The following is a 25,516-nucleotide window of genomic DNA, read 5'->3' on the forward strand; positions in this document are numbered from 1 at the left end:
TAGCGAGTCGGTACCACCCCTTCCCATCCCGAACAGGACCGTGAAACGACTCTACGCCGATGATAGTGCGGATTGCCCGTGTGAAAGTAGGTAATCGTCAGGCTTCCTCCTTCAGAACCCCCGCTGCGAATGCAGTGGGGGTTTTGTCTTTTCTGCGCCGAATTCCCATCCACCGCGCGCACGGCAATATCCAAATAGCCTCCACCGAATTGCATTTCAATTCGCTCAACTTGGCTGTCCGCTCGAAACCCGCAGCCAGGTGACCAACGGCGCCGCATAGACTGTCGGCAGGCCGGCCTGAATGCCGCGATCGGCGTTCGATTGCGGTAACCGTTGCCAGCTGGTTAGCGCGCTTCTGGCGCCTCCGAGGGCAGTCTGCGCGCCTCGCTCGTGACCTTCCTGGCCCATGTCCCCTACGCACGATCAGGCTTCGGCCGGCCCTGGTGGGCTGCCGAGACCCGTCAGCCTGGGCTCAGGCGATGTGGTTTGGCCTTTTACGGTGATTATCGAGTCGGCGTTTGCCGGGACATCAAAAAACTTTACGAAAAATCCCGTTTACCCCTTGGCATATTCGTCGTGACCCCTTATGATTAATGTCTTTCCGATTTCCGGCGAACTTTCCCGGGGGTTGGAATGACGGTCTGGGCGGGTGCAGTTTCCGCTCCGGTTGCCAGGTTCGACGAAGTGCGGCGCTTTTACAGGGTGCCGGTTCACGCTCCGTCCTGCGGGTGATCGGCATGAGATGTAGACAGCGGGCGCCGCCAAAGAGAGGTAAAAAATCTCTGCGGGAGTGCTTGACACAAAGTCTGCATGCCACCATAATCGTCAGTTCTCTACGGAGGGGTGCCCGAGTGGCTAAAGGGGGCAGACTGTAAATCTGTTGGCTTACGCCTACGTTGGTTCGAATCCAACCTCCTCCACCAGACATATAGAGCGGTAAAGGGATCGTTAAGTGGCCCGCGCGGGTGTAGCTCAATGGTAGAGCAGAAGCCTTCCAAGCTTACGACGAGGGTTCGATTCCCTTCACCCGCTCCACGTTCCATGTAGTTAGTACTTGTTTCGCCCATGTGGCTCAGTGGTAGAGCACTCCCTTGGTAAGGGAGAGGTCGGCAGTTCGATCCTGCCCATGGGCACCAGCAGGTTGTCAGTGTCTGTTTGCGCGCCACGCTGCGCAACATGTGAAATTCCTTACGGGAGTTGAAAATGGCCAAGGGTAAATTTGAGCGGACCAAGCCGCACGTCAACGTCGGTACGATCGGTCACGTTGACCACGGCAAGACGACGCTGACGGCAGCAATCACGACGGTGCTGACCAAGAAGTTCGGCGGCGAAGCGAAGGCCTACGACCAGATCGACGCGGCACCGGAAGAAAAGGCGCGCGGCATCACGATCAACACGGCACACGTCGAGTACGAAACGGCTAACCGCCACTACGCACACGTCGACTGCCCGGGCCACGCTGACTATGTGAAGAACATGATCACGGGCGCCGCACAGATGGACGGCGCGATCCTGGTTTGCTCGGCTGCCGACGGCCCGATGCCGCAAACGCGCGAGCACATCCTGCTGGCCCGTCAGGTTGGCGTGCCGTACATCATCGTGTTCCTGAACAAGTGCGACATGGTGGACGACGCCGAACTGCTCGAGCTGGTCGAGATGGAAGTTCGCGAACTCCTGTCGAAGTACGACTTCCCGGGCGACGACACGCCGATCGTGAAGGGTTCGGCCAAGCTGGCGCTGGAAGGCGACACGGGCGAGCTGGGCGAAGTGGCGATCATGAGCCTGGCCGACGCGCTGGACACGTACATCCCGACGCCGGAACGCGCTGTTGACGGCCTGTTCCTGATGCCGGTGGAAGACGTGTTCTCGATCTCGGGCCGCGGCACGGTGGTGACGGGTCGTATCGAGCGCGGTATCGTGAAGGTCGGCGAAGAACTCGAAATCGTCGGCATCAAGGACACCGTGAAGACGACCTGCACGGGCGTCGAAATGTTCCGCAAGCTGCTGGACCAAGGTCAAGCAGGCGACAACGTCGGTATCCTGCTGCGCGGCACGAAGCGCGAAGACGTGGAGCGTGGTCAAGTTCTGGCGAAGCCGGGCTCGATCAAGCCGCACACGCACTTCACGGCTGAAGTGTACGTGCTGAGCAAGGACGAAGGCGGCCGTCACACGCCGTTCTTCAACAACTACCGTCCGCAGTTCTACTTCCGTACGACGGACGTGACGGGCTCGATCGAGCTGCCGAAGGACAAGGAAATGGTCATGCCGGGCGACAACGTGTCGATCACGGTGAAGCTGATCGCTCCGATCGCCATGGAAGAAGGTCTGCGCTTCGCAATCCGCGAAGGCGGCCGTACCGTCGGCGCCGGCGTTGTTGCAAAGATCCTCGCCTAAGCCAGTTAGGCGTAGATCGACAGTCTTGGGGCCGGAGTTGTCCGGTTCCATTGGTACAGGGGTATAGCTCAACTGGCAGAGCGTCGGTCTCCAAAACCGAAGGTTGGGGGTTCGATTCCCTCTGCCCCTGCCAAATCGCCACGTTTAGACGTGGCATTTGTTTTAAGGTGTTATGGCGAATCCATCCGTCGAAACTGTAAATACCTCCGGCGATAAGCTAATGCTGGGCCTGGGCGTATTGCTGGTCTTGGCCGGATTTGCGGGCTTCTTCTTGCTGGGTGGCAAGGAGTGGTACATCCGCGGCGCTGCGCTGGCAGTGGGCGTGATCGCCGGTGTCGCCGTCGCCCTGATGTCGCTTCCGGGCAAGAACTTCATCGCATTCGGAAAAGATTCCTACCGGGAAGTGCGCAAGGTCGTTTGGCCGACGCGCAAGGAAGCCACGCAAACCACGTTGGTCGTGTTTGGGTTTGTGCTGATCATGGCACTCTTCCTTTGGCTTAGCGATAAGTCGATCGAATGGGTGATTTTCTCGGCGATTCTGGGTTGGAAATGATATGAGCGATACTCCGGCATCCCCGAGCGGAAAGCGTTGGTACGTCGTGCACGCCTACTCCGGCATGGAGAAGAGCGTGCAACGCGCGCTTCAAGAGCGTGTGGAACGTGCTGGCATGCAAGACAAGTTTGGCCAGATCCTGGTTCCGACCGAAGAGGTCGTCGAAGTCCGGGGTGGTCACAAGGCCGTGACCGAGCGTCGTTTCTTCCCTGGCTACGTGCTGGTGGAAATGGAAATGACGGACGAAACGTGGCACCTCGTCAAGAATACGGCGAAAGTCACCGGTTTCGTGGGTGGTGCGCGCAACCGCCCGAGCCCGATTTCTCCGCGTGAAGTCGAAAAGATCATGTCGCAGATGCAGGAAGGCGTGGAAAAGCCGCGCCCGAAGACCCTGTTCGAAGTAGGCGAGATGGTCCGGGTCAAGGAAGGCCCGTTCACCGACTTCAACGGCACTGTCGAAGAAGTGAACTACGAAAAGTCGAGAGTGCGCGTGTCCGTTACGATTTTCGGGCGCGCAACGCCGGTCGAGCTCGAGTTCGGCCAGGTCGAAAAAGTCTGAGTTTCAAGTGGGCAGCCTGTGTGCTGCCCGCCGTCGCGCTTACGGTCCGCATCATTGGCCGTTGAGGAGCGTCAGTAGTCCGTACGGACGAACCCGCGTTATCACTCACCGGACGCCAGCCTGGCGTTCCAACGAGGTTTTCAAATGGCAAAGAAGATTATCGGCTTTATCAAGCTGCAGATCCCTGCAGGTAAAGCCAACCCGTCGCCGCCGGTCGGTCCGGCACTGGGCCAACGCGGCCTGAACATCATGGAGTTCTGCAAGGCGTTCAACGCGCAGACCCAAGGCATGGAACCGGGCCTGCCGGTTCCGGTCGTGATCACGGCATTCGCGGACAAGAGCTTCACGTTCGTGATGAAGACGCCGCCGGCGACCGTCCTGATCAAGAAGGCAGCGAAGATCGACAAGGGTTCGGCCAAGCCGCACACCGACAAGGTCGGTTCGATCACGCGCGCTCAAGCTGAAGAAATCGCAAAGACCAAGATGCCTGACCTCACGGCAGCGGATCTGGACGCAGCAGTTCGCACCATCGCAGGCAGCGCACGCTCGATGGGCATCACCGTGGAGGGCGTGTAAATGGCCAAGATCTCGAAGCGTCGTCAGGCATTTGCCGCTAAGGTCGACCGTCAGAAGCTGTACGCGATCGAAGACGCACTGGCACTCGTGAAGGAATGCGCGAGCGCGAAGTTCAACGAATCGATCGACGTGGCAGTCCAGCTCGGCATCGACGCGAAGAAGTCGGACCAAGTGGTTCGCGGTTCGGTCGTGCTGCCGGCAGGTACCGGCAAGTCGGTTCGCGTCGCCGTGTTCGCCCAAGGCGACAAGGCTGAGCAAGCACGTGCAGCCGGCGCGGAAATCGTCGGCATGGAAGACCTGGCAGAGCAGATCAAGGCTGGCCAGATGGATTTCGACATCGTGATCGCTTCGCCGGACACGATGCGTATCGTCGGTACGCTCGGCCAGATCCTCGGCCCGCGCGGCCTGATGCCGAACCCGAAGGTCGGTACGGTTACGCCGGACGTCGCCACCGCAGTGAAGAACGCGAAGGCAGGTCAGGTTCAGTTCCGTGTTGACAAGGCCGGTATCATCCACGCAACGATCGGCCGCGCGTCGTTCGAATCGGCAGCGTTGCGCAGCAACCTGTCGGCGCTGATCGAAGCGCTGCAAAAGGCCAAGCCGGCAACGAGCAAGGGCGTGTACCTGCGCAAGGTCGCCCTGTCGAGCACGATGGGCGTCGGCGTTCGCGTCGACCAAGGCTCGCTGGCAGCGCAGTAATCGAAGTATTCCGGGTCGCTTCGCGGGTGCGAAGCGGCCTGACAAGGGCTTTGGGCGGTTGCCGGGCGTGTTGAGCGCCGGGTGACCGGTTATCAAAGACCGTTGGTGGGGGGCAGCAGTTGGGCACTCCCTTAATGCAAGCCAACGCAGATGGCGAACCCGAACAAGTTTTGTAGTGGTGAAGCCGAAGGTGCGGAGCGATCCGGGCCGGCGGCGGAAATACTCCTGACGACTCGGACGCCGTTGTTGAACGAGGTACGAAAGGCTTACGCCGATCGTATCGTTTCTGGAGGCTGACCGTGCCGCTTAATAGAGAAGACAAGCAAGCCGTCGTTGCTGAGGTTTCCGCGCAAGTCGCGAAGGCCCAGACCGTTGTGCTGGCTGAGTATCGTGGAATTGCGGTTGGCGATCTGACCAAGCTGCGCGCGCAAGCGCGTGAAAAGCAGGTGTACCTGCGCGTGCTGAAGAACACCCTGGCACGCCGCGCAGTTGAAGGTACGCCGTTTGCTCCGCTGGCAGAGCAGATGACTGGCCCGCTGATCTACGGCATCTCGGAAGATGCCATTGCTGCTGCGAAGGTCGTGAACGACTTCGCCAAGAGCAATGACAAGCTGATCATCAAGGCTGGTTCGTTCGATGGCAAGGTGATGGACAAGGCTGGCGTGCAAGCGCTGGCAACCATCCCGAGCCGCGAAGAACTGCTCTCGAAGCTGCTGTTCGTCATGCAGTCGCCTGTTGCTGGCTTTGCGCGTGCCCTGGCCGCGCTGGCAGAAAAGAAGCAGGCCGAAGCTGCATAACGTCCGCGTCACAGATCGCTGGCTGTATCCGCATTCAATTTAGGAGTATTTCACATGGCAATCGCAAAAGAAGACATCCTGGCAGCAGTCGAAGGCATGACTGTTCTGGAACTGAACGAGCTGGTCAAGGCGTTCGAAGAGAAGTTCGGCGTGTCGGCAGCTGCAGTGGCAGTTGCTGGCCCGGCAGGCGGCGGCGCAGCTGCTGCAGCCGAAGAGAAGACCGAGTTCTCGGTCATCCTGGCTGAAGTCGGCGCCAACAAGGTTTCCGTCATTAAGGCTGTTCGCGAACTGACGGGCCTGGGCCTGAAGGAAGCGAAGGACCTGGTCGACGGCGCACCGAAGCCTGTCAAGGAAGGCGTTGACAAGGCTGCTGCCGACGACGCGAAGAAGAAGCTGGAAGAAGCAGGCGCGAAGGTCGAAATCAAGTAAGTTTCGATTTGCTGCGCGAAGGCTGGCGGTTTTATACCGCCGGCCTTTTTGTGCTTTGTGGGGACGCTGTTTTGACACTCAATTTCTGTGTCAAGATGGATGGCCCCAGAAGTCAAAGAAAACCGCCGTTACGACACACGATGCGTGACAGCCGGCGATTTTCTTTGTCTTCTGAAGCGACTGCAGAAGGCAAGTTTGGTCGGGTAGCGGGCAACACAGGCATCCGCTGCCGTCAGCCAGCGGTTGGTAGCGGCCAACCACCAAGCTTCTAGGCTCGAGCCGCCGCACGGCATTCGGGTCTCAGTCGGTGAACACTCGGGTTTGACACGTCCAGGTATCCCGCCTCGATAGCGCCCGCCGTGATTCGGAGATCGTATGCAATATTCCTTCACCGAGAAGAAGCGTATTCGCAAGAGTTTCGCGAAACGCTCCATCGTTCACCAAGTTCCTTTCCTGCTAGCCACTCAGCTTGAATCATTCAGCACGTTTCTGCAAGCTGAAGTGTCTGCGGCACAACGTAAGTCTGAAGGTCTTCAGGCTGCCTTTACCTCGGTTTTTCCGATCGTTTCCCACAACGGTTTCGCACGCCTCGAATTCGTGAGCTATGCGTTGTCGTCGCCGGCATTCAACATCAAGGAATGTCAGCAGCGTGGTCTCACCTATTGCTCGGCCCTGCGCGCGAAGGTTCGCCTCGTGCTGCTCGACAAGGAATCGCCGAACAAGCCCGTCGTCAAGGAAGTGAAGGAGCAGGAAGTGTACATGGGCGAAATTCCGCTCATGACGCCGACCGGCTCGTTCGTCATCAACGGCACCGAGCGCGTGATCGTCTCGCAGCTCCACCGTTCGCCCGGCGTGTTCTTCGAACACGACAAGGGCAAGACCCACAGCTCGGGCAAGCTGCTGTTCTCGGCACGGATCATTCCGTACCGCGGCTCGTGGCTCGACTTCGAATTCGATCCGAAGGACATCCTGTACTTCCGCGTCGACCGCCGCCGCAAGATGCCGGTGTCGATCCTGCTGAAGGCCATCGGCCTGACGCCGGAACAGATCCTCGCGAACTTCTTCGTGTTCGACAACTTCACGCTGATGGGCGAAGGCGCGCAGATGGAGTTCGTGCCGGAGCGTCTGCGCGGTGAAGTCGCGCGCTTCGACATCTCGGATCGCGAAGGCAAGGTCATCGTCCAGAAGGACAAGCGGATCAACGCGAAGCACATTCGCGATCTCGAAGCCGCCAAGACCACCTTCATCTCGGTGCCGGAAGATTATCTGATCGGCCGCGTGCTGGCGAAGAACGTCGTCGACGGCGATACCGGCGAAGTCATCGCGAACGCGAACGACGAGATCACCGAAAGCGTGCTGGACAAGCTGCGCGACGCGAAGATCAAGGACATCCAGACGATCTACACGAACGATCTGGATCAAGGTCCGTACATCTCGTCGACGCTGCGCGTCGACGAAACGGCCGACAAGACGGCCGCGCGTATCGCGATCTACCGCATGATGCGTCCGGGCGAGCCGCCGACGGAAGAAGCCGTCGAGGCGCTGTTCAACCGTCTGTTCTACAGCGAAGACGCCTACGACCTGTCGAAGGTCGGCCGTATGAAGTTCAACCGCCGTGTCGGCCGCGACGAAATCGTCGGCCCGATGACGCTGCTGGACGACGACATCCTCGCGACGATCAAGATCCTGGTCGAGCTGCGTAACGGCAAGGGCGAAGTGGACGACATCGACCACTTGGGCAATCGTCGCGTGCGTTGCGTCGGCGAACTGGCGGAAAACCAGTTCCGCGCCGGTCTCGTGCGTGTCGAGCGCGCGGTGAAGGAACGCCTCGGCCAGGCCGAAAGCGAAAACCTGATGCCGCACGACCTGATCAACTCGAAGCCGATTTCGTCGGCGATCCGCGAGTTCTTCGGTTCGTCGCAGCTGTCGCAGTTCATGGACCAGACCAACCCGCTGTCGGAAATCACGCACAAGCGCCGTGTTTCCGCACTGGGCCCGGGCGGTCTGACGCGCGAACGCGCAGGCTTCGAAGTCCGCGACGTGCACCCGACCCACTATGGCCGCGTGTGCCCGATCGAAACGCCGGAAGGTCCGAACATCGGCCTGATCAACTCGCTGGCGCTGTACGCCCACCTGAACGAATACGGCTTCCTCGAAACGCCGTACCGCAAGGTGACGGACAGCAAGGTGACCGATCAGATCGATTACCTGTCGGCGATCGAAGAAGGCCGCTACGTGATCGCGCAGGCGAACGCCTCGGTGGACGAAGTGTCGGGCGAACTGACCGACGAACTCGTCTCCGCGCGTGAAGCCGGCGAAACCATGATGGTCACGCCGGACCGCATCCAGTACATGGACGTGGCGCCGTCGCAGATCGTCTCGGTGGCGGCTTCGCTGATTCCGTTCCTCGAACACGATGACGCGAACCGTGCACTGATGGGTTCGAACATGCAGCGTCAGGCCGTGCCTTGCCTGCGTCCGGAAAAGCCGGTCGTCGGTACGGGTATCGAGCGCACCTGCGCGGTCGACTCGGGCACGACGGTTCAGGCGGAACGCGGCGGCGTGGTCGACTACGTCGACGCGGGCCGTATCGTGATTCGCGTGAACGACGACGAAGCGGTGGCGGGTGAGGTCGGTGTCGACATCTACAACCTCATCAAGTACACGCGTTCGAACCAGAACACGAACATCAACCAGCGTCCGATCGTGAAGATGGGCGACAAGGTTGCGCGTGGCGACGTCGTGGCCGATGGCGCCTCGACCGACCTGGGCGAGCTCGCGCTCGGCCAGAACATGCTGATCGCGTTCATGCCGTGGAACGGCTACAACTTCGAGGATTCGATCCTGATCTCGGAGAAGGTCGTGGCGGACGATCGCTACACGTCGATCCACATCGAAGAGCTGAACGTGGTCGCTCGCGACACGAAGCTCGGGCCTGAGGAAATCACGCGCGACATCTCGAACCTGGCGGAAGTCCAGCTCGGCCGTCTCGACGAATCGGGCATCGTTTACATCGGCGCGGAAGTCGAAGCGGGCGACGTGCTGGTCGGCAAGGTCACGCCGAAGGGCGAAACCCAGCTGACGCCGGAAGAGAAGCTGCTGCGCGCGATCTTCGGCGAGAAGGCTTCGGACGTGAAGGACACGTCGCTGCGCGTGCCGTCGGGCATGAGCGGCACGGTGATCGACGTGCAGGTGTTCACGCGCGAAGGCATCGTGCGCGACAAGCGTGCGCAACAGATCATCGACGACGAACTGAAGCGCTACCGCCTGGACCTGAACGACCAGCTGCGTATCGTGGAAGGCGATGCCTTCCAGCGTCTGGCGCGGATGCTCGACGGCAAGGTCGCCAACGGCGGCCCGAAGAAGCTCGTCAAGGGCACCAAGCTCGACCAGGCCTACCTGTCGGATCTCGACCACTATCACTGGTTCGACATCCGTCTGGCCGACGAGGAAGCGGCGGCACAGCTCGAAGCGATCAAGAACTCGATCGAAGAGAAGCGCCACCAGTTCGACCTCGCGTTCGAAGAGAAGCGCAAGAAGCTCACGCAAGGCGACGAACTGCAGCCTGGCGTGCTGAAGATGGTCAAGGTGTACCTGGCGGTCAAGCGTCGCCTGCAGCCTGGCGACAAGATGGCAGGTCGTCACGGTAACAAGGGTGTGGTCTCGAAGATCGTGCCGGTGGAAGACATGCCGTACATGGCGGACGGTCGTCCGGCCGACGTCGTGCTGAACCCGCTGGGCGTGCCGTCGCGGATGAACGTGGGTCAGGTGCTCGAAGTGCATCTGGGCTGGGCCGCGAAGGGTCTCGGCTGGCGAATCGGCGAAATGCTGGCGCGTCAGGCGAAGATCGAAGAACTGCGTGTGTTCCTGACCAAGATCTACAACGAGTCGGGCCGCGCGGAAGATCTCGTCAGCTTCAGCGACGACGAAATCCTCGAGCTGGCGAAGAACCTGCGCGAAGGCGTGCCGTTCGCGACGCCGGTGTTCGACGGTGCGACCGAAGAAGAAATGTCGAAGATGCTCGACCTGGCGTTCCCGGACGACATCGCGCAGAACCTCGGCATGACGCCTTCGAAGAACCAGGTGCGCCTGTACGACGGCCGCACGGGCGAGGCATTCGAGCGGACCGTCACGGTCGGCTACATGCACTACCTGAAGCTGCACCACTTGGTCGACGACAAGATGCACGCGCGTTCGACCGGCCCGTACTCGCTCGTCACGCAGCAGCCGCTGGGTGGTAAGGCGCAGTTCGGTGGCCAGCGTTTCGGTGAAATGGAAGTGTGGGCACTCGAAGCCTACGGCGCGTCGTACGTGCTGCAGGAAATGCTGACGGTGAAGTCGGACGACGTGAACGGCCGGACGAAGGTGTACGAGAACCTCGTCAAGGGCGACCACGTGATCGACGCGGGCATGCCGGAATCCTTCAACGTGTTGGTGAAGGAAATCCGCTCGCTCGGTATCGACATCGACCTCGACCGCAACTAATCGGACTACGGAGAGAAAGCAATGAAAGCTCTGCTCGATCTATTCAAGCAAGTCCAACAGGAAGAAGTTTTCGACGCGATCAAGATCGGTCTGGCTTCGCCGGACAAGATCCGTTCGTGGTCGTTCGGCGAGGTCAAGAAGCCGGAAACGATCAACTACCGCACGTTCAAGCCGGAGCGGGATGGTCTGTTCTGCGCGAAGATCTTCGGGCCGATCCGCGATTACGAATGCCTGTGCGGCAAGTACAAGCGTCTGAAGCACCGCGGCGTGATCTGCGAGAAGTGCGGCGTCGAAGTGACGCTGGCCAAGGTGCGCCGCGAGCGCATGGGCCACATCGAACTGGCCTCGCCGGTCGCGCACATCTGGTTCCTGAAGTCGCTGCCGTCGCGTCTGGGCATGGTGCTCGACATGACGCTGCGCGACATCGAACGCGTGCTGTACTTCGAAGCCTACGTGGTCATCGAACCGGGCATGACGCCGCTGAAGGCGCGGCAGATCATGACCGAAGAGGATTACTACAACAAGGTCGAGGAATACGGCGACGAATTCCGCGCCGAGATGGGCGCGGAAGGCGTGCGCGAGCTGCTGCGCGCGATCAACATCGACGAACAGGTCGAGACGCTGCGCACCGAGCTGAAGAACACCGGCTCGGAAGCGAAGATCAAGAAGTACGCGAAGCGCCTGAAGGTTCTCGAGGCATTCCAGCGTTCGGGCATCAAGCCCGAGTGGATGATTCTCGAAGTCCTGCCGGTGCTGCCGCCGGAACTGCGTCCGCTGGTGCCGCTGGACGGCGGCCGTTTCGCGACGTCGGACCTGAACGATCTGTATCGCCGCGTGATCAACCGGAACAACCGTCTGAAGCGTCTGCTCGAGCTGAAGGCACCGGAAATCATCGTCCGCAACGAAAAGCGGATGCTGCAGGAAGCCGTCGATTCGCTGCTCGACAACGGCCGCCGCGGCAAGGCGATGACGGGCGCCAACAAGCGTCCGCTGAAGTCGCTCGCCGACATGATCAAGGGCAAGGGCGGTCGTTTCCGTCAGAACTTGCTGGGCAAGCGCGTCGACTACTCGGGCCGTTCGGTCATCGTGGTGGGCCCGACGCTGAAGCTGCACCAGTGCGGTCTGCCGAAGCTGATGGCGCTCGAACTGTTCAAGCCGTTCATCTTCAACAAGCTCGAAGTGATGGGTGTCGCTACCACCATCAAGGCTGCGAAGAAGGAAGTCGAGAACCAGACGCCGGTGGTGTGGGACATCCTCGAAGAGGTGATCCGCGAGCACCCGGTGATGCTGAACCGTGCGCCGACGCTGCACCGTCTGGGTATCCAGGCGTTCGAGCCGGTGCTGATCGAAGGCAAGGCAATCCAGCTGCACCCGCTCGTTTGCGCGGCGTTCAACGCCGACTTCGACGGTGACCAGATGGCCGTGCACGTGCCGCTGTCGCTCGAAGCGCAGATGGAAGCGCGCACGCTGATGCTGGCGTCGAACAACGTCCTGTTCCCGGCCAACGGCGATCCGTCGATCGTGCCGTCGCAGGATATCGTGCTCGGCCTGTATTACGCGACGCGCGAAGCGGTCAACGGCAAGGGCGAAGGCATGACCTTCACGGGCGTGTCGGAAGCCCTGCTGGCGTACGAGAACAAGGAAGTCGAGCTGGCTTCGCGCGTGAACGTGCGGATCACGGAAATGGTCCACAACGAGGACAAGTCGGAAGGCGCACCGCAGTTCGTGCCGAAGATCTCGTTGTACGCCACCACCGTCGGCCGCGCGATCCTGTCGGAAATCCTGCCGGCCGGCCTGCCGTTCTCGGTGCTGAACAAGCCGCTGAAGAAGAAGGAAATCTCGCGCCTGATCAACACCGCGTTCCGCAAGTGCGGCCTGCGTGCGACGGTCGTGTTCGCCGATCAGCTGATGCAGTCGGGCTTCCGTCTCGCGACGCGCGCCGGCATCTCGATCTGCGTGGACGACATGCTCGTGCCGACGCAGAAGGAAGTGATCGTCGGCGACGCCGCGAAGAAGGTGAAGGAATACGACCGTCAGTACATGTCGGGTCTCGTCACCGCGCAAGAACGCTACAACAACGTGGTCGACATCTGGTCGGCGACGTCGGAAGCGGTCGGCAAGGCGATGATGGAGCAGCTCTCGACGGAGCCGGTGGTCGATCGCGACGGCAAGGAAACGCGCCAGGAATCGTTCAACTCGATCTACATGATGGCCGACTCGGGCGCGCGGGGTTCCGCGGTGCAGATTCGTCAGCTGGCCGGTATGCGCGGCCTGATGGCGAAGCCGGACGGCTCGATCATCGAGACGCCGATTACGGCGAACTTCCGCGAAGGCCTGAACGTGTTGCAGTACTTCATCTCGACCCACGGTGCACGTAAGGGTCTGGCTGATACGGCACTGAAGACGGCAAACTCGGGTTACCTGACGCGTCGTCTGGTCGACGTCACGCAGGATCTGGTGGTGGTCGAGAACGACTGCGGCACGTCGAACGGCGTGGCGATGAAGGCGCTCGTGGAAGGCGGTGAAGTCGTCGAAGCGCTGCGCGACCGGATTCTCGGCCGCGTCGCCGTGGCTGACGTCGTCAACCCGGAAACGCAGGAAACGCTGTACGAGAACGGCACGCTGCTGGACGAAACCGCTGTCGAGGAAATCGAACGCCTCGGCATCGACGAAGTCCGCGTGCGCACGCCGCTGACCTGCGAAACGCGCTACGGCCTGTGCGCAGCCTGCTACGGCCGCGACCTGGGCCGCGGCTCGGCGGTGAACGTCGGCGAAGCGGTCGGCGTGATCGCGGCGCAGTCGATCGGCGAACCGGGCACGCAGCTGACCATGCGTACGTTCCACATCGGTGGTGCGGCATCGCGTGCGGCAGTGGCCTCGTCGGTCGAAGCGAAGAGCAACGGTACGGTCCGCTTCACGGCGACCATGCGTTACGTCACCAACGCGAAGGGCGAGCAGATCGTCATTTCGCGTTCGGGCGAAGCCATGATCACCGACGATCTGGGCCGCGAGCGCGAACGTCACAAGATCCCGTACGGCGCGACGCTGCTGCGTCTCGACGGCGACGTGATCAAGGCCGGCACGCAACTGGCCACGTGGGATCCGCTGACGCGTCCGATCATCACCGAGTACGGCGGTACGGTGAAGTTCGAAAACGTCGAGGAAGGCGTGACGGTCGCCAAGCAGATCGACGACGTGACGGGCCTGTCGACGCTCGTCGTGATCGACGTGAAGCGCCGCGGTTCGCAAGCGGCGAAGAGCGTGCGTCCGCAGGTCAAGCTGCTCGACGCGGCTGGCGAGGAAGTGAAGATCCCGAACACCGAGCACTCGGTGCAGATCGGCTTCCAGGTCGGCGCGCTGATCACGGTGAAGGACGGCCAGCAGGTGCAGGTGGGTGAAGTGCTCGCACGTATCCCGACCGAAGCGCAGAAGACGCGTGACATTACCGGCGGTCTGCCGCGAGTCGCGGAACTGTTCGAAGCGCGTTCGCCGAAGGACGCCGGCATTCTGGCGGAAGTCACCGGCACGACCTCGTTCGGCAAGGACACGAAGGGCAAGCAGCGTCTCGTCATCACGGATCTCGAAGGCAATCAGCACGAGTTCCTGATCGCGAAGGAAAAGCAGGTGCTGGTCCACGATGCTCAGGTCGTCAACAAGGGCGAAATGATCGTGGACGGCCCGGCCGATCCGCACGACATCCTGCGTCTGCAGGGTATCGAGGCGCTGTCGCGCTACATCGTCGACGAAGTGCAGGACGTGTACCGTCTGCAGGGTGTGAAGATCAACGACAAGCACATCGAGGTGATCGTTCGCCAGATGCTGCGTCGTGTTCAGATCACCGACAACGGCGATACGCGCTTCATCCTGGGTGAACAGGTCGAGCGTTCGGACATGCTGGACGAAAACGATCGCATGATCGCCGAAGGCAAGCGTCCGGCGTCGTACGACAACATCCTGCTGGGTATCACGAAGGCGTCGCTGTCGACGGATTCGTTCATCTCGGCGGCATCGTTCCAGGAAACGACGCGCGTGCTGACGGAAGCGGCGATCATGGGCAAGCGCGACGATCTGCGTGGCCTGAAGGAAAACGTGATCGTCGGCCGTCTGATCCCGGCCGGTACCGGCCTTGCGTTCCACAAGGCGCGCAAGAACAAGGAAGTGTCGGATCGCGAGCGTTTCGACCAGATCGCGGCGGAAGAAGCCTTCGATTTCGGCATCCCGGAAACCCCGGCTGCCGAAACGCCCGACGCAGTCGAGTCGCAGCAGCATCCGAGCGCGGAATAATCGGGAGCGGCGCCAAGCCGCTTTTCGATGGTTCGCCATCCCGAACCGCCCGGTTTCGACCGGGCGGTTTTTTTTCGTCCGTCGCTTTTGCGCGGGGCTCGCGCGGACGCTCGGGAACCGGCCGGCCCGCGCTACTTCGCGCCGAGCCGCTCCGCGAACGAATAGCGCCGCATGTGCAGCTCCATGCTGTCGAGGAACGCGAGATCGGCCGCGTTCATCTTGCGTTCGCGCTGCCAGAGCAGGAATACGTCGACGTCGACCAGCCCCTCGTCGGGCGGCAGACGCCAGAGCCGCTGCTGGGCCAGGTCGTCGCGCACGATGTGCTCGGGCAGGCAGCCGATGCCGTAGCCGGCGAAGATCAGCCGGCGCACCTCGTCGAGGCTCGGCGACGACGCGACGATGCGGCCCGTGAAGCCCTTCTGGTCGCGAAACACCGTGAGCGGCGAGAGGCTGTCGCCGAGCTGGTCGCTCGTGAACGACACGAAGTTCTCGGCGAGCAGATCGTCCATCGTCAGTTGCGACTTGCCGAACAGGCGGTGATGGCGCCCGCAGAAGATCGCGTAGCGCTGCCGCAGGAACGGCCGCATCTCGAGCTTGTCGTGCGGGTTGCGGCACAGGCCGAGGCCGGCCGTCGCCGTTTTCTGCAGCAGCGAGGAAATGATGTCGGACGAGCGCATGACCTCGATCTGCAGATCGATGCGCGGGTAGGTGCGGTGGAATTCGGCGAGGAATTCGTCGTAGACGGGCGACTCGATGCGGCTGATCGTCAGCAGGCGGATCGAGCCGGTGATGTCGGCCGTGCGGTCGTCGAGTTCGGAATCGAGCCGCGAGATCGTGCCGTACAGGTCGCCCGCGATCCGGTAGACGGCCTCGCCGGCGGCGGTGGGGGCGAAGTACGGCCCGCGGCGCTCGATCAGGCGGTGTTCGAGCGCATCCTCCAGCCGTTTCAGCGCCTGGCTCACGGCCGGCTGCGTGACGTGCAGGCGCGCGGCGGCGCGGCTCAGGCTGCGCTCCTGCATGATCACGAGGAACGTGCGCAGCAGGTTCCAGTCGAGACGGTCGTTCAGGAAGCGGGTGAAATCGGTACGCATCGCGGCTCCGGGCAGGGGGGCGATCAAACTATAAGTTTGATTTATGCGTTGAATAATAACTTGAAATTTGACTAATGATTTCTGGCTATCGATAAAGGCGGCGTGCGCGGCGAATCGAAACGCCGCACGCACCGACCCGTGACAAGCGCGCCCGGGGCCTTCGGGGCCACCGCCGGCGCATGAGGAGCCAGCATGACCCCCCAATCCGCCACCACCCGCCAGCCCGCCCGCGCGGCGACCGCCGCGTTCATCGGCACGATGATCGAGTGGTACGACTTCTATATCTACGCCACCGCCGCCGCGCTCGTGTTCGGCGAGCTGTATTTCCCGTCGGGCGACCGCTTCGTCAGCACCATGGCGTCGTTCGCGACGTTCGCGGTGGGCTTCTTCGCGCGCCCCATCGGCGGCATCATCTTCGGCCATCTCGGCGATCGGATCGGCCGCAAGAAGGCGCTGATGACCACGCTGATGATGATGGGCGCGGCCACCGTGTGCGTCGGGCTGCTGCCCGATTACGCCACGGTCGGCGTGCTCGCGCCGGTGCTGCTGGTGCTGCTGCGCGTGGTGCAGGGCATCGCGGTGGGCGGCGAGTGGGGCGGCGCGGTGCTGATGGCGGGCGAACATGCGCCGGAGGGCCGCCGCACGTTCTTCGCGTCGTTCGCGCAGCTGGGCAGCCCGGCCGGCCTGATCCTGTCGCTGATCGCGTTTCGCGCCGTCACCTCGATGGACAAGGCCGCGTTCCTGTCGTGGGGCTGGCGCCTGCCGTTCCTCGCGAGCGCGGCGCTGCTGATCGTGGGCATCCTGATCCGGCTCGGCGTGAACGAATCGCCCGAGTTCGCGCGGCTGCGCGAAGCCAAGCGCACCGCGAAGCTGCCGATCGCCGAAGTGTTCCGCTCCGCATGGGGCCTGGTGCTGCTCGGCATCGGCGCGAACACCATCGGCATCGCCGGCGTGTACTTCACCAACACGTTCATGATCGCGTACACCACGCAGTACGTCGGCGTGACGCGTTCGATGATCCTCGACTGCCTGTTCGTGGTGGCCGTGATCCAGTTGCTGTCGCAGCCGTGCGCGGCATGGCTCGCCGAGCGCATCGGCGGCGCGCGCTTCCTGAAGCTGGCCGCGCTGCTCGCGATGGCCTCGCCGTATCCGATGTTCGTGCTGGTGCAGCACGGCACGACGCTGTCGATGGTGATCGGCATCGCGCTGGCCGTGATCTGCATGGCGAGCTTCTACTCGGTGATCGCCGGGTTCGTCAGCGGCATCTTCCCCACCCATATCCGCTATTCGGCGATCTCGCTCGCGTATCAGGTGTGCGGCGCGATCGCCGGGGGCCTGACGCCGCTGGTCGGCACCTGGCTCGCGCATCGCTACACCGGCCAGTGGTGGCCGCTGGCGGTGTTCTACACCTGCCTGGCCGGCATCTCGCTGATCTGCATCGTCGCGCTCGATGCACGGCGCGCCGCGAGCCGCGATGCGGCCGAGGCGCTGACGAGCCAGGGCTGACCGGCCCGATTTCCCCAGGATTTCCCCGCACCACATGCAATCCCCGATTGCTCAGGAACACGAATGGAACCGCAACTGAAAGTGAACGGCGAGCGCCTCTGGCGCAGCCTGATGGAGATGGCGACGATCGGCGCGACCGCGCGCGGCGGCGTGCGCCGGCTGGCCTTGACCGACGAGGACCGGCGCGGCCGCGAGCTGTTCGCGCAATGGTGCCGCGAGGCCGGCATGACGGTGAGCACCGACGCGGTCGGCAACCTGTTCGCCCGGCGCGCGGGCCGCGATCCGGAGGCCGCGCCCGTGCTGGTCGGCAGCCATCTCGACACGCAGCCCGAAGGCGGCCGCTTCGACGGCGTGTACGGCGTGCTCGCCGGCCTCGAACTGGTGCGTGCGCTGAACGACGCGAAGCTCGACACGGCCCGGCCGATCGAGATCGTCTCGTGGACCAACGAGGAAGGCGCGCGCTTCACGCCGGCCATGCTCGGCTCGGCCGTGTTCACGGGCGCCACGGCGCTCGACGCGGCGCTGGCCACGCGCGACGCCGACGGCGTGACGCTCGGCGCTGCGCTCGACGCCTGCGACAGCCGAGGCACGCGCGAGCGCGGCGCGGTGGACGCCTACTTCGAGGCGCACATCGAGCAGGGCCCGGTGCTGGAGGCGAACGGCACGACGATCGGCGTGGTGACGGGCGGCCAGGCGATCCGCTGGCTCGACGTGACGGTGACGGGCGTGGCCGCCCACGCCGGCACCACGCCGATGCCGTATCGCAAGGACGCGCTGTTCGCGAGCGCGCAGATGGCGCTCGAACTCGAACGGATCGTCGCCGGCTACGCGCCGCGCGGCCTCGCCACGATCGGCCAGGTCGCGATTCCGAACGCCTCGCGCAACACCATCGCGGGGCAGGTGGGCTTCACGGTCGATTTGCGTCATCACGACGACGCCGAAGTGGACGCGATCGAGCGCGATCTGCGCGCGGCGTTCGAGCGGATCGCGGCGGAACGCGGCCTGCGCGTCGAGATCGCCACCTACTGGCGCAGCCCGGCCACGCCGTTCGACGCGACCTGCGTGGGGCTCGTGCAGCAGGCCACCGATGCGCTCGGCTATTCGAACGAGCGCATCGTCAGCGGCGCGGGGCACGACGCGATCCTGATGGCGCGCGAATACCCGACCGCGATGGTGTTCATTCCCTGCGTCGACGGCCTTTCGCACAACGAAGCCGAAGACGCCTTGCCCGGCGACGTGACCGCCGGCGCCAACGTGCTGCTGCACGCCGTGCTGGCACGCGCGCTGGCGCGCTGATTCGTCGCGCGAAGCGGCCCGATATTACGGAGAACCGATGAAAACCTATTTCCATCCCGAACAGTCGCTGCACCATCCGCGCACCTACCTGTCGCGCGGCCAGATGCGCGAGCCGCAGGAAGTGCCCGAACGCGCGGCGCGGCTTGTCGCGGCGGCCCGCTCGCTCGATTTCGAGGTGCTCGAGCCGGCCGATCGCGGCACCGCGCCGATCGCGGCGGTGCACGACATGAACTACCTGCGCTTCCTCGAAGAGGCGCACCGCGACTGGATGCGCATGCCGGACGACTGGGGCGGCGAAGTGATGTCGAACATCTACGTGCGCGAGGGCAATCCGCTGCGCGGCGTGCTGGCCCAGGCGGCGCGCTATCTGGCCGACGGCAGTTGCCCGGTCGGCGAGCATACGTGGCGTTCGGCCTATTGGTCGGCGCAGAGCGCGCTGGCCGCGGCCGATGCGGTGAACGGCGGCGCGCGCGAGAGCTGGGCGCTGTGCCGGCCGCCCGGCCACCATGCGCGTCGCGATGCGGCGGGTGGCTTCTGTTATCTGAACAACGCCGCGATCGCCGCGCAATCGCTGCGCGAGCGCTTCGGCCGCGTCGCGATTCTCGATACCGACATGCACCACGGCCAGGGCGTGCAGGAAATCTTCTACGGCCGCGACGACGTGCTCTATATCTCGATCCACGGCGATCCGACCAACTTCTACCCGGTCGTGGCCGGCTACGAGGACGAAGCGGGCAGCGGCGACGGTTACGGCTACAACGTGAACCTGCCGATGCCGCACGGCGCGTCCGAGGCCGTGTTCTTCGAACGCGTGGACGATGCGCTGCGCGTGCTCAAGCGCTTCCAGCCCGACGCGATCGTGTTGGCGCTCGGCTTCGACATCTATCGCGACGATCCGCAATCGAAGGTGGCCGTCACCACCGAGGGCTTCGGCCGGCTCGGCGGCGCGGTCGGCGCGCTGCAGTTGCCGACCGTGATCGTGCAGGAGGGCGGGTATCACATCGAGAGCCTCGAGGCCAACGCGCGCGCGTTCTTCGGCGGTTTCGGCGAGGCGCGCCGCTAGGCAGTACACCGAAACAGCGCGCACGACAAGGCGCGACGCCGGAAGCAGGGTGCTGCTTCCGGCGTCGCGTTTTTTTGCGCCCGCCGTTTCGCTCGCATCGCCGCGGCAAGGATGAACGCCATTAATACTGACGATGAGTAAACGGCATTTTACGTAGCGTTATTGGCGCTCGATAACTGACACCAGGGCCGGCGATGTCCATGCCGCTCGCCATGAATTTCGCAGTCCAGATCGATTTAAAAACGAATCTCAACCACACGCGCCATGCGACCCACCATGAACTTCAACAAGCCTCTTTGCCTCGGCGTCGCCCTGCTGGGCGCCACCGCTGCGCACGCGCAGAACTCGGTCACGCTGTACGGGATCGTCGACCAGGGCATCGCCATCAACACCAATGCGGGCGGCAGCCGCCAGTTCGCGCTGACCAGCGGCAACGCGTCGGGCAGCCGCTGGGGCCTGCGCGGCCGCGAGGACCTGGGCGGCGGACTGTACTCGCTGTTCGTGCTCGAAGGCGGCTTCAACGGCTCGACCGGCGCGCTCGGCCAGAACGGCGACCTGTTCGGCCGGCAGCTCTATGTCGGGCTCGGCTCCGCGCGATTCGGCGCCGTGACGGCCGGCCGCCAGTATTTGCCGAACGCGGACATGGTCGGCATCTACACGGCCGGCGAGGATTGGGCGCTGTCGGGCGCGGGCTACGGCGCGCACCCGGGCGATCTCGACGACCTCGACGGTTCGTTCCGCGTCAACAACGCGCTGAAGTACGTGTCGCCGGTGTGGGCAGGATTCAGCGTGGAAGCGCTCTACAGCTTCGGCGGCGTGGCGGGCAGTACCGCGCGCAACCAGATCTACGGCGTGGGCGTCGGCTATCAGGGCGGCCCGCTGAAGGCCGCGGCCGCCTACACGCTCGCGCGCAATCCGAACTTCTCGCTGTTCGGCAACAAGGCCAACGACAGCGCCGCCGGCAGCAACATGGCCAGCCCCGTCTACAGCGGCTATGCGAGCGCGGGCACGCAGCAGATCGTCAACGCGGGCGGCGCCTACACGTTCGGCGCGGCCACCTTCGGCGCGGTGTACAGCAACACGCGCTTCAACAACCTCGGTGCAACCGCCGTGGCCGGCTCGACCACGCAGATGCCTGGCGGCAGCGTGGCGTTCAACACGTTCGAGCTGAACACGAAATATCTGATCACGCCGGCCCTGCAGGTGGCCGCGTCGTATGCGTACACGCGCAGCAGCAGCGTGAACGGCCGCGAGGGGGCGAAGTACGGCCAGCTCGATGTGGGCGTGGATTATTCGCTGTCCAAGCGCACCGATCTGTACGCGGTCGGCATCTACCAACTGGCGACCGGCACCGATTCGACGGGCCGCAAGGCCGTGGCGGCGGTGGCGTTCGCGACGCCGTCGTCGAACAGCCATCAACTCGTCACGGTGGCCGGCATCCGGCACCGCTTCTGACGCGGCGCGGAGCATGAACGCGATTCATGCTCCGCATAAGAAATCAGCATTTTACGTGGCGATATTGGCCACCGATAAATGCGCAAAGCCGCACGGCCCTGGCGCCATGCGGCGCTCCGACCAAGGATCCCCGATGACTTCCCCCGTTGCGCAACGCCAGCCGGTCCGCGCCGCACTCGCCGCGTTTTTCGGCACGACGATCGAGTTCTACGATTTCTATACCTACGCGACGGCCGCCGCGCTCGTGCTCGGCGACGTGTTCTTCCCGGCCAGCGACCCGTTCGTCAGCACGCTGGCGTCGTTCGCGACGTTCGCCGTGGGCTTCGTCGCGCGCCCGCTCAGCGGCGCCGTGTTCGGCCATTGGGGCGACCGCCTCGGCCGCAAGAAGATGCTGATCCTGACGATGTTCCTGATGGGCGTGGCGACCACCGGCATCGGCCTGCTGCCGTCGTACGCATCGATCGGCGCGGCCGCGCCGGTGATCCTGATCCTGCTGCGCATCCTGCAGGGCATCGCCGTGGGCGGCGAGTGGGGCGGCGCGGTGCTGATGTCGAGCGAGCACGCCGCGCCGGGGCGCAAGACGCTGTTCGCGTCGATCCCGCAGATGGGCAGCCCGGCCGGGTTGCTGCTGTCGCTGATCTCGTTCCGCCTGGTGTCGTCGCTCGATCACGACGCGTTCGTGTCGTGGGGCTGGCGCCTGCCGTTCGTGGCCAGCTTCGTGCTGCTGGTGGCGGGCGTGGTGGTGCGCATGGGCGTGAACGAATCGCCCGAGTTCGAGCAGGCCAAGCGCGAGAACCGTCGCGTGAAGGCGCCGGTGACCGAGGTGCTGCGCGGCTACTGGAAGCCGATTCTTTACGCGGCGGCGGCCACCACCATCGGTTCGGCCGGTTTCTTCTTCACGAACACGTTCATGATTTCGTACGTCACGAGCTTCCTGAAGATGCCGAAGCCGCTGATTCTCGATTGCCTGTTCGCGGTGACGATCATCCAGCTCGCCTCGCAGCCCGTGTCGGCGCTGCTCGCGCAGCGCTTCGGCGACGCGCGCTTCCTGACTTGCGCCGCGCTGCTGTCGATCTTCACGCCGTATCCGATGTTCGTGCTCGTCAACAGCCAGCAGCCGGTGCTGATCGTGGCCGGCATCGCGATCGCGGTGGTGGTGCTGTCGGCCGTGTATGCGGTGATCGCGGGCTTCATGACGCGCGCGTTTCCGACCCATCTGCGCTATTCGGGCATTTCGATCGCCTACCAGCTGTGCGCCACCGTGGCAGGCGGCACCACGCCGCTGATCGGCACGCTCGTCGCGCAGCATTACCGCGGCCAGTGGCTGCCGCTGGCTGTGTTCTTCTCGCTGCTGTCCGCCATTTCGCTGGCCGGCATCGTCGCGCTGGCGCGCTATCAGCGGCGCTTCGCGCCAGCCCACCCGGCCGCCGCCGGCACCGTTCAGGTTTCCTGATCGACGGCGCGGCCCTTCCTCTTTCTTCCGCAAGCGATTTCCATGCACACCGCACCCCAGCACATTCCGGAATCCGAATGGACGGCGCGCGTCGAACTGGCCGCGCTGTACCGGCTCGTCGCGCACTTCGGCATGACCGACATGATCGACACGCACATCACCGCGCGCGTGCCCGGCCCCGAGCATCATTTCCTGATCAACCGCTACGGCGTGCTGTTCCATGAAATGCGCGCGTCCGATCTGATCAAGATCGACGGCCAGGGGCGCGTCGTCGAGCCGATCGTCGAGGACGATCCGGCGCGCTACCGCGTCAACGCGGCAGGCTTCACGATCCATTCGGCGATCCATCAGGCGCGGCCCGACCTGCAGTGCGTGATCCATACGCACACGGCGGCCGGCTCGGCCGTGTCGGCGCAGCAGCACGGGCTGCTGCCGATCAGCCAGCACGCGCTGAAGTTCTACGAGCGGCTCGCGTATCACGACTACGAGGGGATCGCGCTCGATCTCGGCGAGCGCGAGCGGCTGATTCGCGACCTTGGCCCGCACAGCGCGATGATCCTGCGCAATCACGGGCTGCTGGTGGCCGGCCGCTCGGTGCCGGCCGCGTTCCAGAACATCTACTTTCTCGAACTCGCGTGCCAGATCCAGGTGCGTGCGATGGCCGGCGGCGCGGCGTTGAGCCAGCCCTCCGAGGCGGTGTGCCGGCTGGCGGCCGAGCAATTCGACCGCGACGAGGCCGAGGCGATCATCGCGCTGCAATGGCAGGCGGCGCTGCGGCTGATCGACGGCGGCGCCACCGACTATCGCAACTGACATGACGCGCATCGCCTTTCTCAGCGACGGCTTCGACCTGTCGCCGTTGTTCGCGCCGCTGCGCGAGCGCTTGCCGGGGCTGCGCATCGCGGGCGCGGACACCGATCCCCACGACGCCGACATCGCAGTGTGCTGGCGACCGCCGGCCGGCGCGCTCGCGCGGCTGCCGTCGCTGCGGCTCGTGCACAGCATCGCGGCCGGCGTCGACCACATCCTTGCCGACCCGGCGCTGCCCGCCGTGCCGGTGTGCCGCGTGGTCGATCCGGCGCACGCGCAGGGCATGGGCGAATTCGTGATGTGGGCCGTGCTGCACTTCCATCGCGAGTTCGACCGCGTGCTGGCCAACCAGCGCGAGCGGCGCTGGCAGCGCTATGCGCAGGTGGCCGCCGGCGAGCGCAGCGTGGGCGTGATGGGGCTCGGTGCGCTCGGCCTGCACGTGGCGCGCCAGCTCGCCGATGCGGGTTTTCGGGTGCGCGGCTGGTCGCGCGAGCGCAAGGCGATCGAGGGCGTCGAAACGTTCGGCGCCGACGCGTTCGATGCGTTCCTGGCCGGCAGCGAGCTGCTCGTCTGCCTGCTGCCGCTGACGGCCGATACGCGCGGCATCGTCGATCGCCGCCTGCTGGCCCGGCTGCCGCGCGGCGCGAAGCTGATCCACGTGGGCCGCGGCGAGCATCTGGTGCCGGACGACGTGCTGGCTGCGTTGGAGGACGGCGCGCTCGGCGGCGCGGTGATCGACGTGTTCGAGCGCGAGCCGTTGCCCGAGGACGATCCGTTCTGGCGTGCGCCGAACCTGATCGTCACGCCGCACATGGCGTCGGTGGCGAGTTTCGAGCGGATCGCGGCGCAGATCGCCGCCAATGTGCTGCGCTTGCGCGACGGCGCGCCGCTCGAAAATCAGGTGGACGTGGCGCGCGGATACTGAGGGCGGCGTGTGTTGGCGGCCGTGCCGGATTACGCCGCCGCGTCGCCGGGCTTGCCCGCGTTTTCCGCGAACGCGCGGATCCGTTCGAGAAACACCGCTTCCGCCGCGCGCGGCTTGCGATCGGCCGCCCACAGCAGCATGACGTCGAGATCCGCCACGCCGTCGTCAGGCGGCAGCCGCATCATGCGGCCCGCGTCCACCTGCGCCTGCCCGACGTGTTCGGGCAGGCTGCCGATCCCGAATCCGGCCACGATCAGCCGCACCATTTCGGCCATGCTGGCCGAGGTCGCCACGACGCGCCCGGCCAGCCCGTGTTGGTCGCGAAACACGCTCAGCACCGACAACGACGCCCCAAGCTGATCTCCCGCAAACGAAACGAAATTCTCGTCGCGCAGGTCGTCGACGACGAGCCCTGGCTGGCCGAACAGCCGATGGCGCCGCCCGCAAAACAGCGCGTAGCGCTGCGGCATGAACCGTTGCTGCGCGATCTTTCCGCCGACGTGCCGGTTCAGGCTCAGCGCGGCCGTGGCCGTGTGCTGGAGCAGGGCGCTCGGCACGTCGGCGCTGCGCATCACCTGCACGTCGAGATCGATGTCGGGGTAGTCGCGATGAAAGTCGCCGAGGAAATCGTCGTAGGCTTCCGACTGCACGCCGCTGACGGTGATCAGGCGCACCTGCCCCGACACGTAGTGCCCGCCCGCGTCTTCGTCACTGGCGAGCCGCGAGATGCTGCCGTAGATATCCTCGGCGATCTCGCGCACCTCGTTGCCGGCGCGCGTGATGTCGATGCGCGGGCCGCTGCGCTGCACGAGCTTGCGCCCGAGCTGCTCCTCGAGCCGCCGCAGCGCATGGCTGACGGCCGGTTGCGTGATGTGGAGGTGCGCGGCGGCGCGGCTCACGCTCTGTTCGCGCGCGATGACGAGAAAGGTGCGCAGCAGGTTCCAGTCGAGCCGGTCGTTGAGCAATGCGGCGCGTACGCTGCGAGTCATCGCGGCCTCCGGAGGCGAAAAAATGCCGAATTATAGGGGCGCCGTTTTTGCCTGTGCATCCGTTGTTTCGAGATGGGCCCGGTGCTATGGTCGCTGCTCGACTTTTCCCTGATTCAGGCCGGCGCGCTTGAACCGGCGCCTCGCCGGATGAT

General features: G+C 64.2%; 18 protein-coding genes, 4 tRNA genes and 1 rRNA gene. 21 read left to right on the forward strand and 2 right to left on the reverse strand.

Annotated elements, in window-relative coordinates; translation table 11 throughout:
* From rrf to rpoC, 14 genes are all read left to right on the forward strand, one after another.
* A 5S ribosomal RNA gene (gene rrf / locus G3N92_RS01785) occupies window positions 1-103 on the forward strand; the annotation flags it as partial.
* A 734-nt stretch (window positions 104-837) separates the two neighbouring features.
* Window positions 838-923: transfer RNA gene (locus G3N92_RS01790), tRNA-Tyr, on the forward strand.
* A 38-nt stretch (window positions 924-961) separates the two neighbouring features.
* Window positions 962-1,035: transfer RNA gene (locus tag G3N92_RS01795), tRNA-Gly, on the forward strand.
* 26 nt (window positions 1,036-1,061) lie between these two features.
* A tRNA-Thr gene (locus G3N92_RS01800) sits at window positions 1,062-1,136 on the forward strand.
* Between the two features lie 67 nt (window positions 1,137-1,203).
* Window positions 1,204-2,394 (forward strand): elongation factor Tu, encoded by a 1,191-nt coding sequence (tuf, locus tag G3N92_RS01805; protein ID WP_206125731.1) that lies wholly within the window; start codon window positions 1,204-1,206, stop codon window positions 2,392-2,394.
* Between the two features lie 57 nt (window positions 2,395-2,451).
* Window positions 2,452-2,527: transfer RNA gene (locus tag G3N92_RS01810), tRNA-Trp, on the forward strand.
* Between the two features lie 39 nt (window positions 2,528-2,566).
* Window positions 2,567-2,947 (forward strand): preprotein translocase subunit SecE, encoded by a 381-nt coding sequence (secE, locus tag G3N92_RS01815; protein WP_206125732.1) that lies wholly within the window; start codon window positions 2,567-2,569, stop codon window positions 2,945-2,947.
* A gap of 1 nt (window position 2,948) precedes the next feature.
* Entirely contained in the window at window positions 2,949-3,506 is a 558-nt protein-coding gene (gene nusG / locus G3N92_RS01820) for a transcription termination/antitermination protein NusG (RefSeq protein ID WP_206125733.1), read from the forward strand.
* Window positions 3,507-3,650: 144 nt separating this feature from the next.
* Window positions 3,651-4,082 (forward strand): 50S ribosomal protein L11, encoded by a 432-nt coding sequence (gene rplK, locus G3N92_RS01825; protein WP_206125734.1) that lies wholly within the window; start codon window positions 3,651-3,653, stop codon window positions 4,080-4,082.
* Window positions 4,083-4,781 carry a 50S ribosomal protein L1 gene (rplA, locus tag G3N92_RS01830; protein WP_206125735.1) on the forward strand — a complete coding sequence of 233 codons (699 nt, stop codon included), beginning with the start codon at window positions 4,083-4,085 and terminating at the stop codon, window positions 4,779-4,781. It begins immediately after the preceding gene.
* A 299-nt stretch (window positions 4,782-5,080) separates the two neighbouring features.
* A complete protein-coding gene (gene rplJ, locus G3N92_RS01835) occupies window positions 5,081-5,578 on the forward strand; it encodes a 50S ribosomal protein L10 (protein WP_206125736.1) in 498 nt (165 codons plus the stop codon).
* A 54-nt stretch (window positions 5,579-5,632) separates the two neighbouring features.
* Window positions 5,633-6,007, forward strand: a complete 375-nt coding sequence (gene rplL, locus G3N92_RS01840) for a 50S ribosomal protein L7/L12 (RefSeq protein WP_206125737.1) — start codon at window positions 5,633-5,635, stop codon at window positions 6,005-6,007.
* A 375-nt stretch (window positions 6,008-6,382) separates the two neighbouring features.
* Window positions 6,383-10,492, forward strand: coding sequence for a DNA-directed RNA polymerase subunit beta (gene rpoB / locus G3N92_RS01845; RefSeq protein WP_206125738.1), 4,110 nt, complete (start codon window positions 6,383-6,385; stop codon window positions 10,490-10,492).
* A gap of 21 nt (window positions 10,493-10,513) precedes the next feature.
* On the forward strand, window positions 10,514-14,776 hold the full coding sequence (rpoC, locus tag G3N92_RS01850; protein ID WP_206125739.1) for a DNA-directed RNA polymerase subunit beta': 4,263 nt from the start codon (window positions 10,514-10,516) through the stop codon (window positions 14,774-14,776).
* A gap of 131 nt (window positions 14,777-14,907) precedes the next feature.
* Here rpoC and G3N92_RS01855 read toward each other — a convergent pair whose 3' ends face one another.
* A complete protein-coding gene (locus tag G3N92_RS01855; protein WP_206125740.1) occupies window positions 14,908-15,867 on the reverse strand; it encodes a LysR family transcriptional regulator in 960 nt (319 codons plus the stop codon).
* Between the two features lie 192 nt (window positions 15,868-16,059).
* Between G3N92_RS01855 and G3N92_RS01860 the strand changes: the two genes are divergently transcribed.
* From G3N92_RS01860 to G3N92_RS01890, 7 genes are all read left to right on the forward strand, one after another.
* A complete protein-coding gene (locus tag G3N92_RS01860; RefSeq protein WP_206125741.1) occupies window positions 16,060-17,373 on the forward strand; it encodes an MFS transporter in 1,314 nt (437 codons plus the stop codon).
* A 63-nt stretch (window positions 17,374-17,436) separates the two neighbouring features.
* Complete coding sequence (locus G3N92_RS01865; protein ID WP_206125742.1) at window positions 17,437-18,669, forward strand: Zn-dependent hydrolase; 1,233 nt, start codon at window positions 17,437-17,439, stop codon at window positions 18,667-18,669.
* Between the two features lie 37 nt (window positions 18,670-18,706).
* On the forward strand, window positions 18,707-19,732 hold the full coding sequence (locus G3N92_RS01870) for a histone deacetylase family protein (RefSeq protein WP_206125743.1): 1,026 nt from the start codon (window positions 18,707-18,709) through the stop codon (window positions 19,730-19,732).
* Window positions 19,733-19,996: 264 nt separating this feature from the next.
* Window positions 19,997-21,187, forward strand: a complete 1,191-nt coding sequence (locus tag G3N92_RS01875; RefSeq protein ID WP_241014516.1) for a porin — start codon at window positions 19,997-19,999, stop codon at window positions 21,185-21,187.
* Between the two features lie 133 nt (window positions 21,188-21,320).
* Window positions 21,321-22,640 (forward strand): MFS transporter, encoded by a 1,320-nt coding sequence (locus tag G3N92_RS01880; protein ID WP_206125744.1) that lies wholly within the window; start codon window positions 21,321-21,323, stop codon window positions 22,638-22,640.
* A 42-nt stretch (window positions 22,641-22,682) separates the two neighbouring features.
* Window positions 22,683-23,453 (forward strand): class II aldolase/adducin family protein, encoded by a 771-nt coding sequence (locus G3N92_RS01885; RefSeq protein WP_206125745.1) that lies wholly within the window; start codon window positions 22,683-22,685, stop codon window positions 23,451-23,453.
* Between the two features lies 1 nt (window position 23,454).
* The gene (locus tag G3N92_RS01890; protein ID WP_206125746.1) at window positions 23,455-24,375 is read left to right on the forward strand and encodes a glyoxylate/hydroxypyruvate reductase A; all 921 of its coding nucleotides are present in this window, start codon (window positions 23,455-23,457) and stop codon (window positions 24,373-24,375) included.
* 29 nt (window positions 24,376-24,404) lie between these two features.
* Here G3N92_RS01890 and G3N92_RS01895 read toward each other — a convergent pair whose 3' ends face one another.
* A complete protein-coding gene (locus tag G3N92_RS01895) occupies window positions 24,405-25,364 on the reverse strand; it encodes a LysR family transcriptional regulator (RefSeq protein ID WP_206125747.1) in 960 nt (319 codons plus the stop codon).
* Window positions 25,365-25,516: the final 152 nt, after the last annotated feature.

The sequence above is a fragment of the Burkholderia sp. Ac-20379 genome, assembly GCF_017104645.1.
In the GTDB taxonomy this organism is placed as follows: Bacteria; Pseudomonadota; Gammaproteobacteria; order Burkholderiales; family Burkholderiaceae; genus Burkholderia.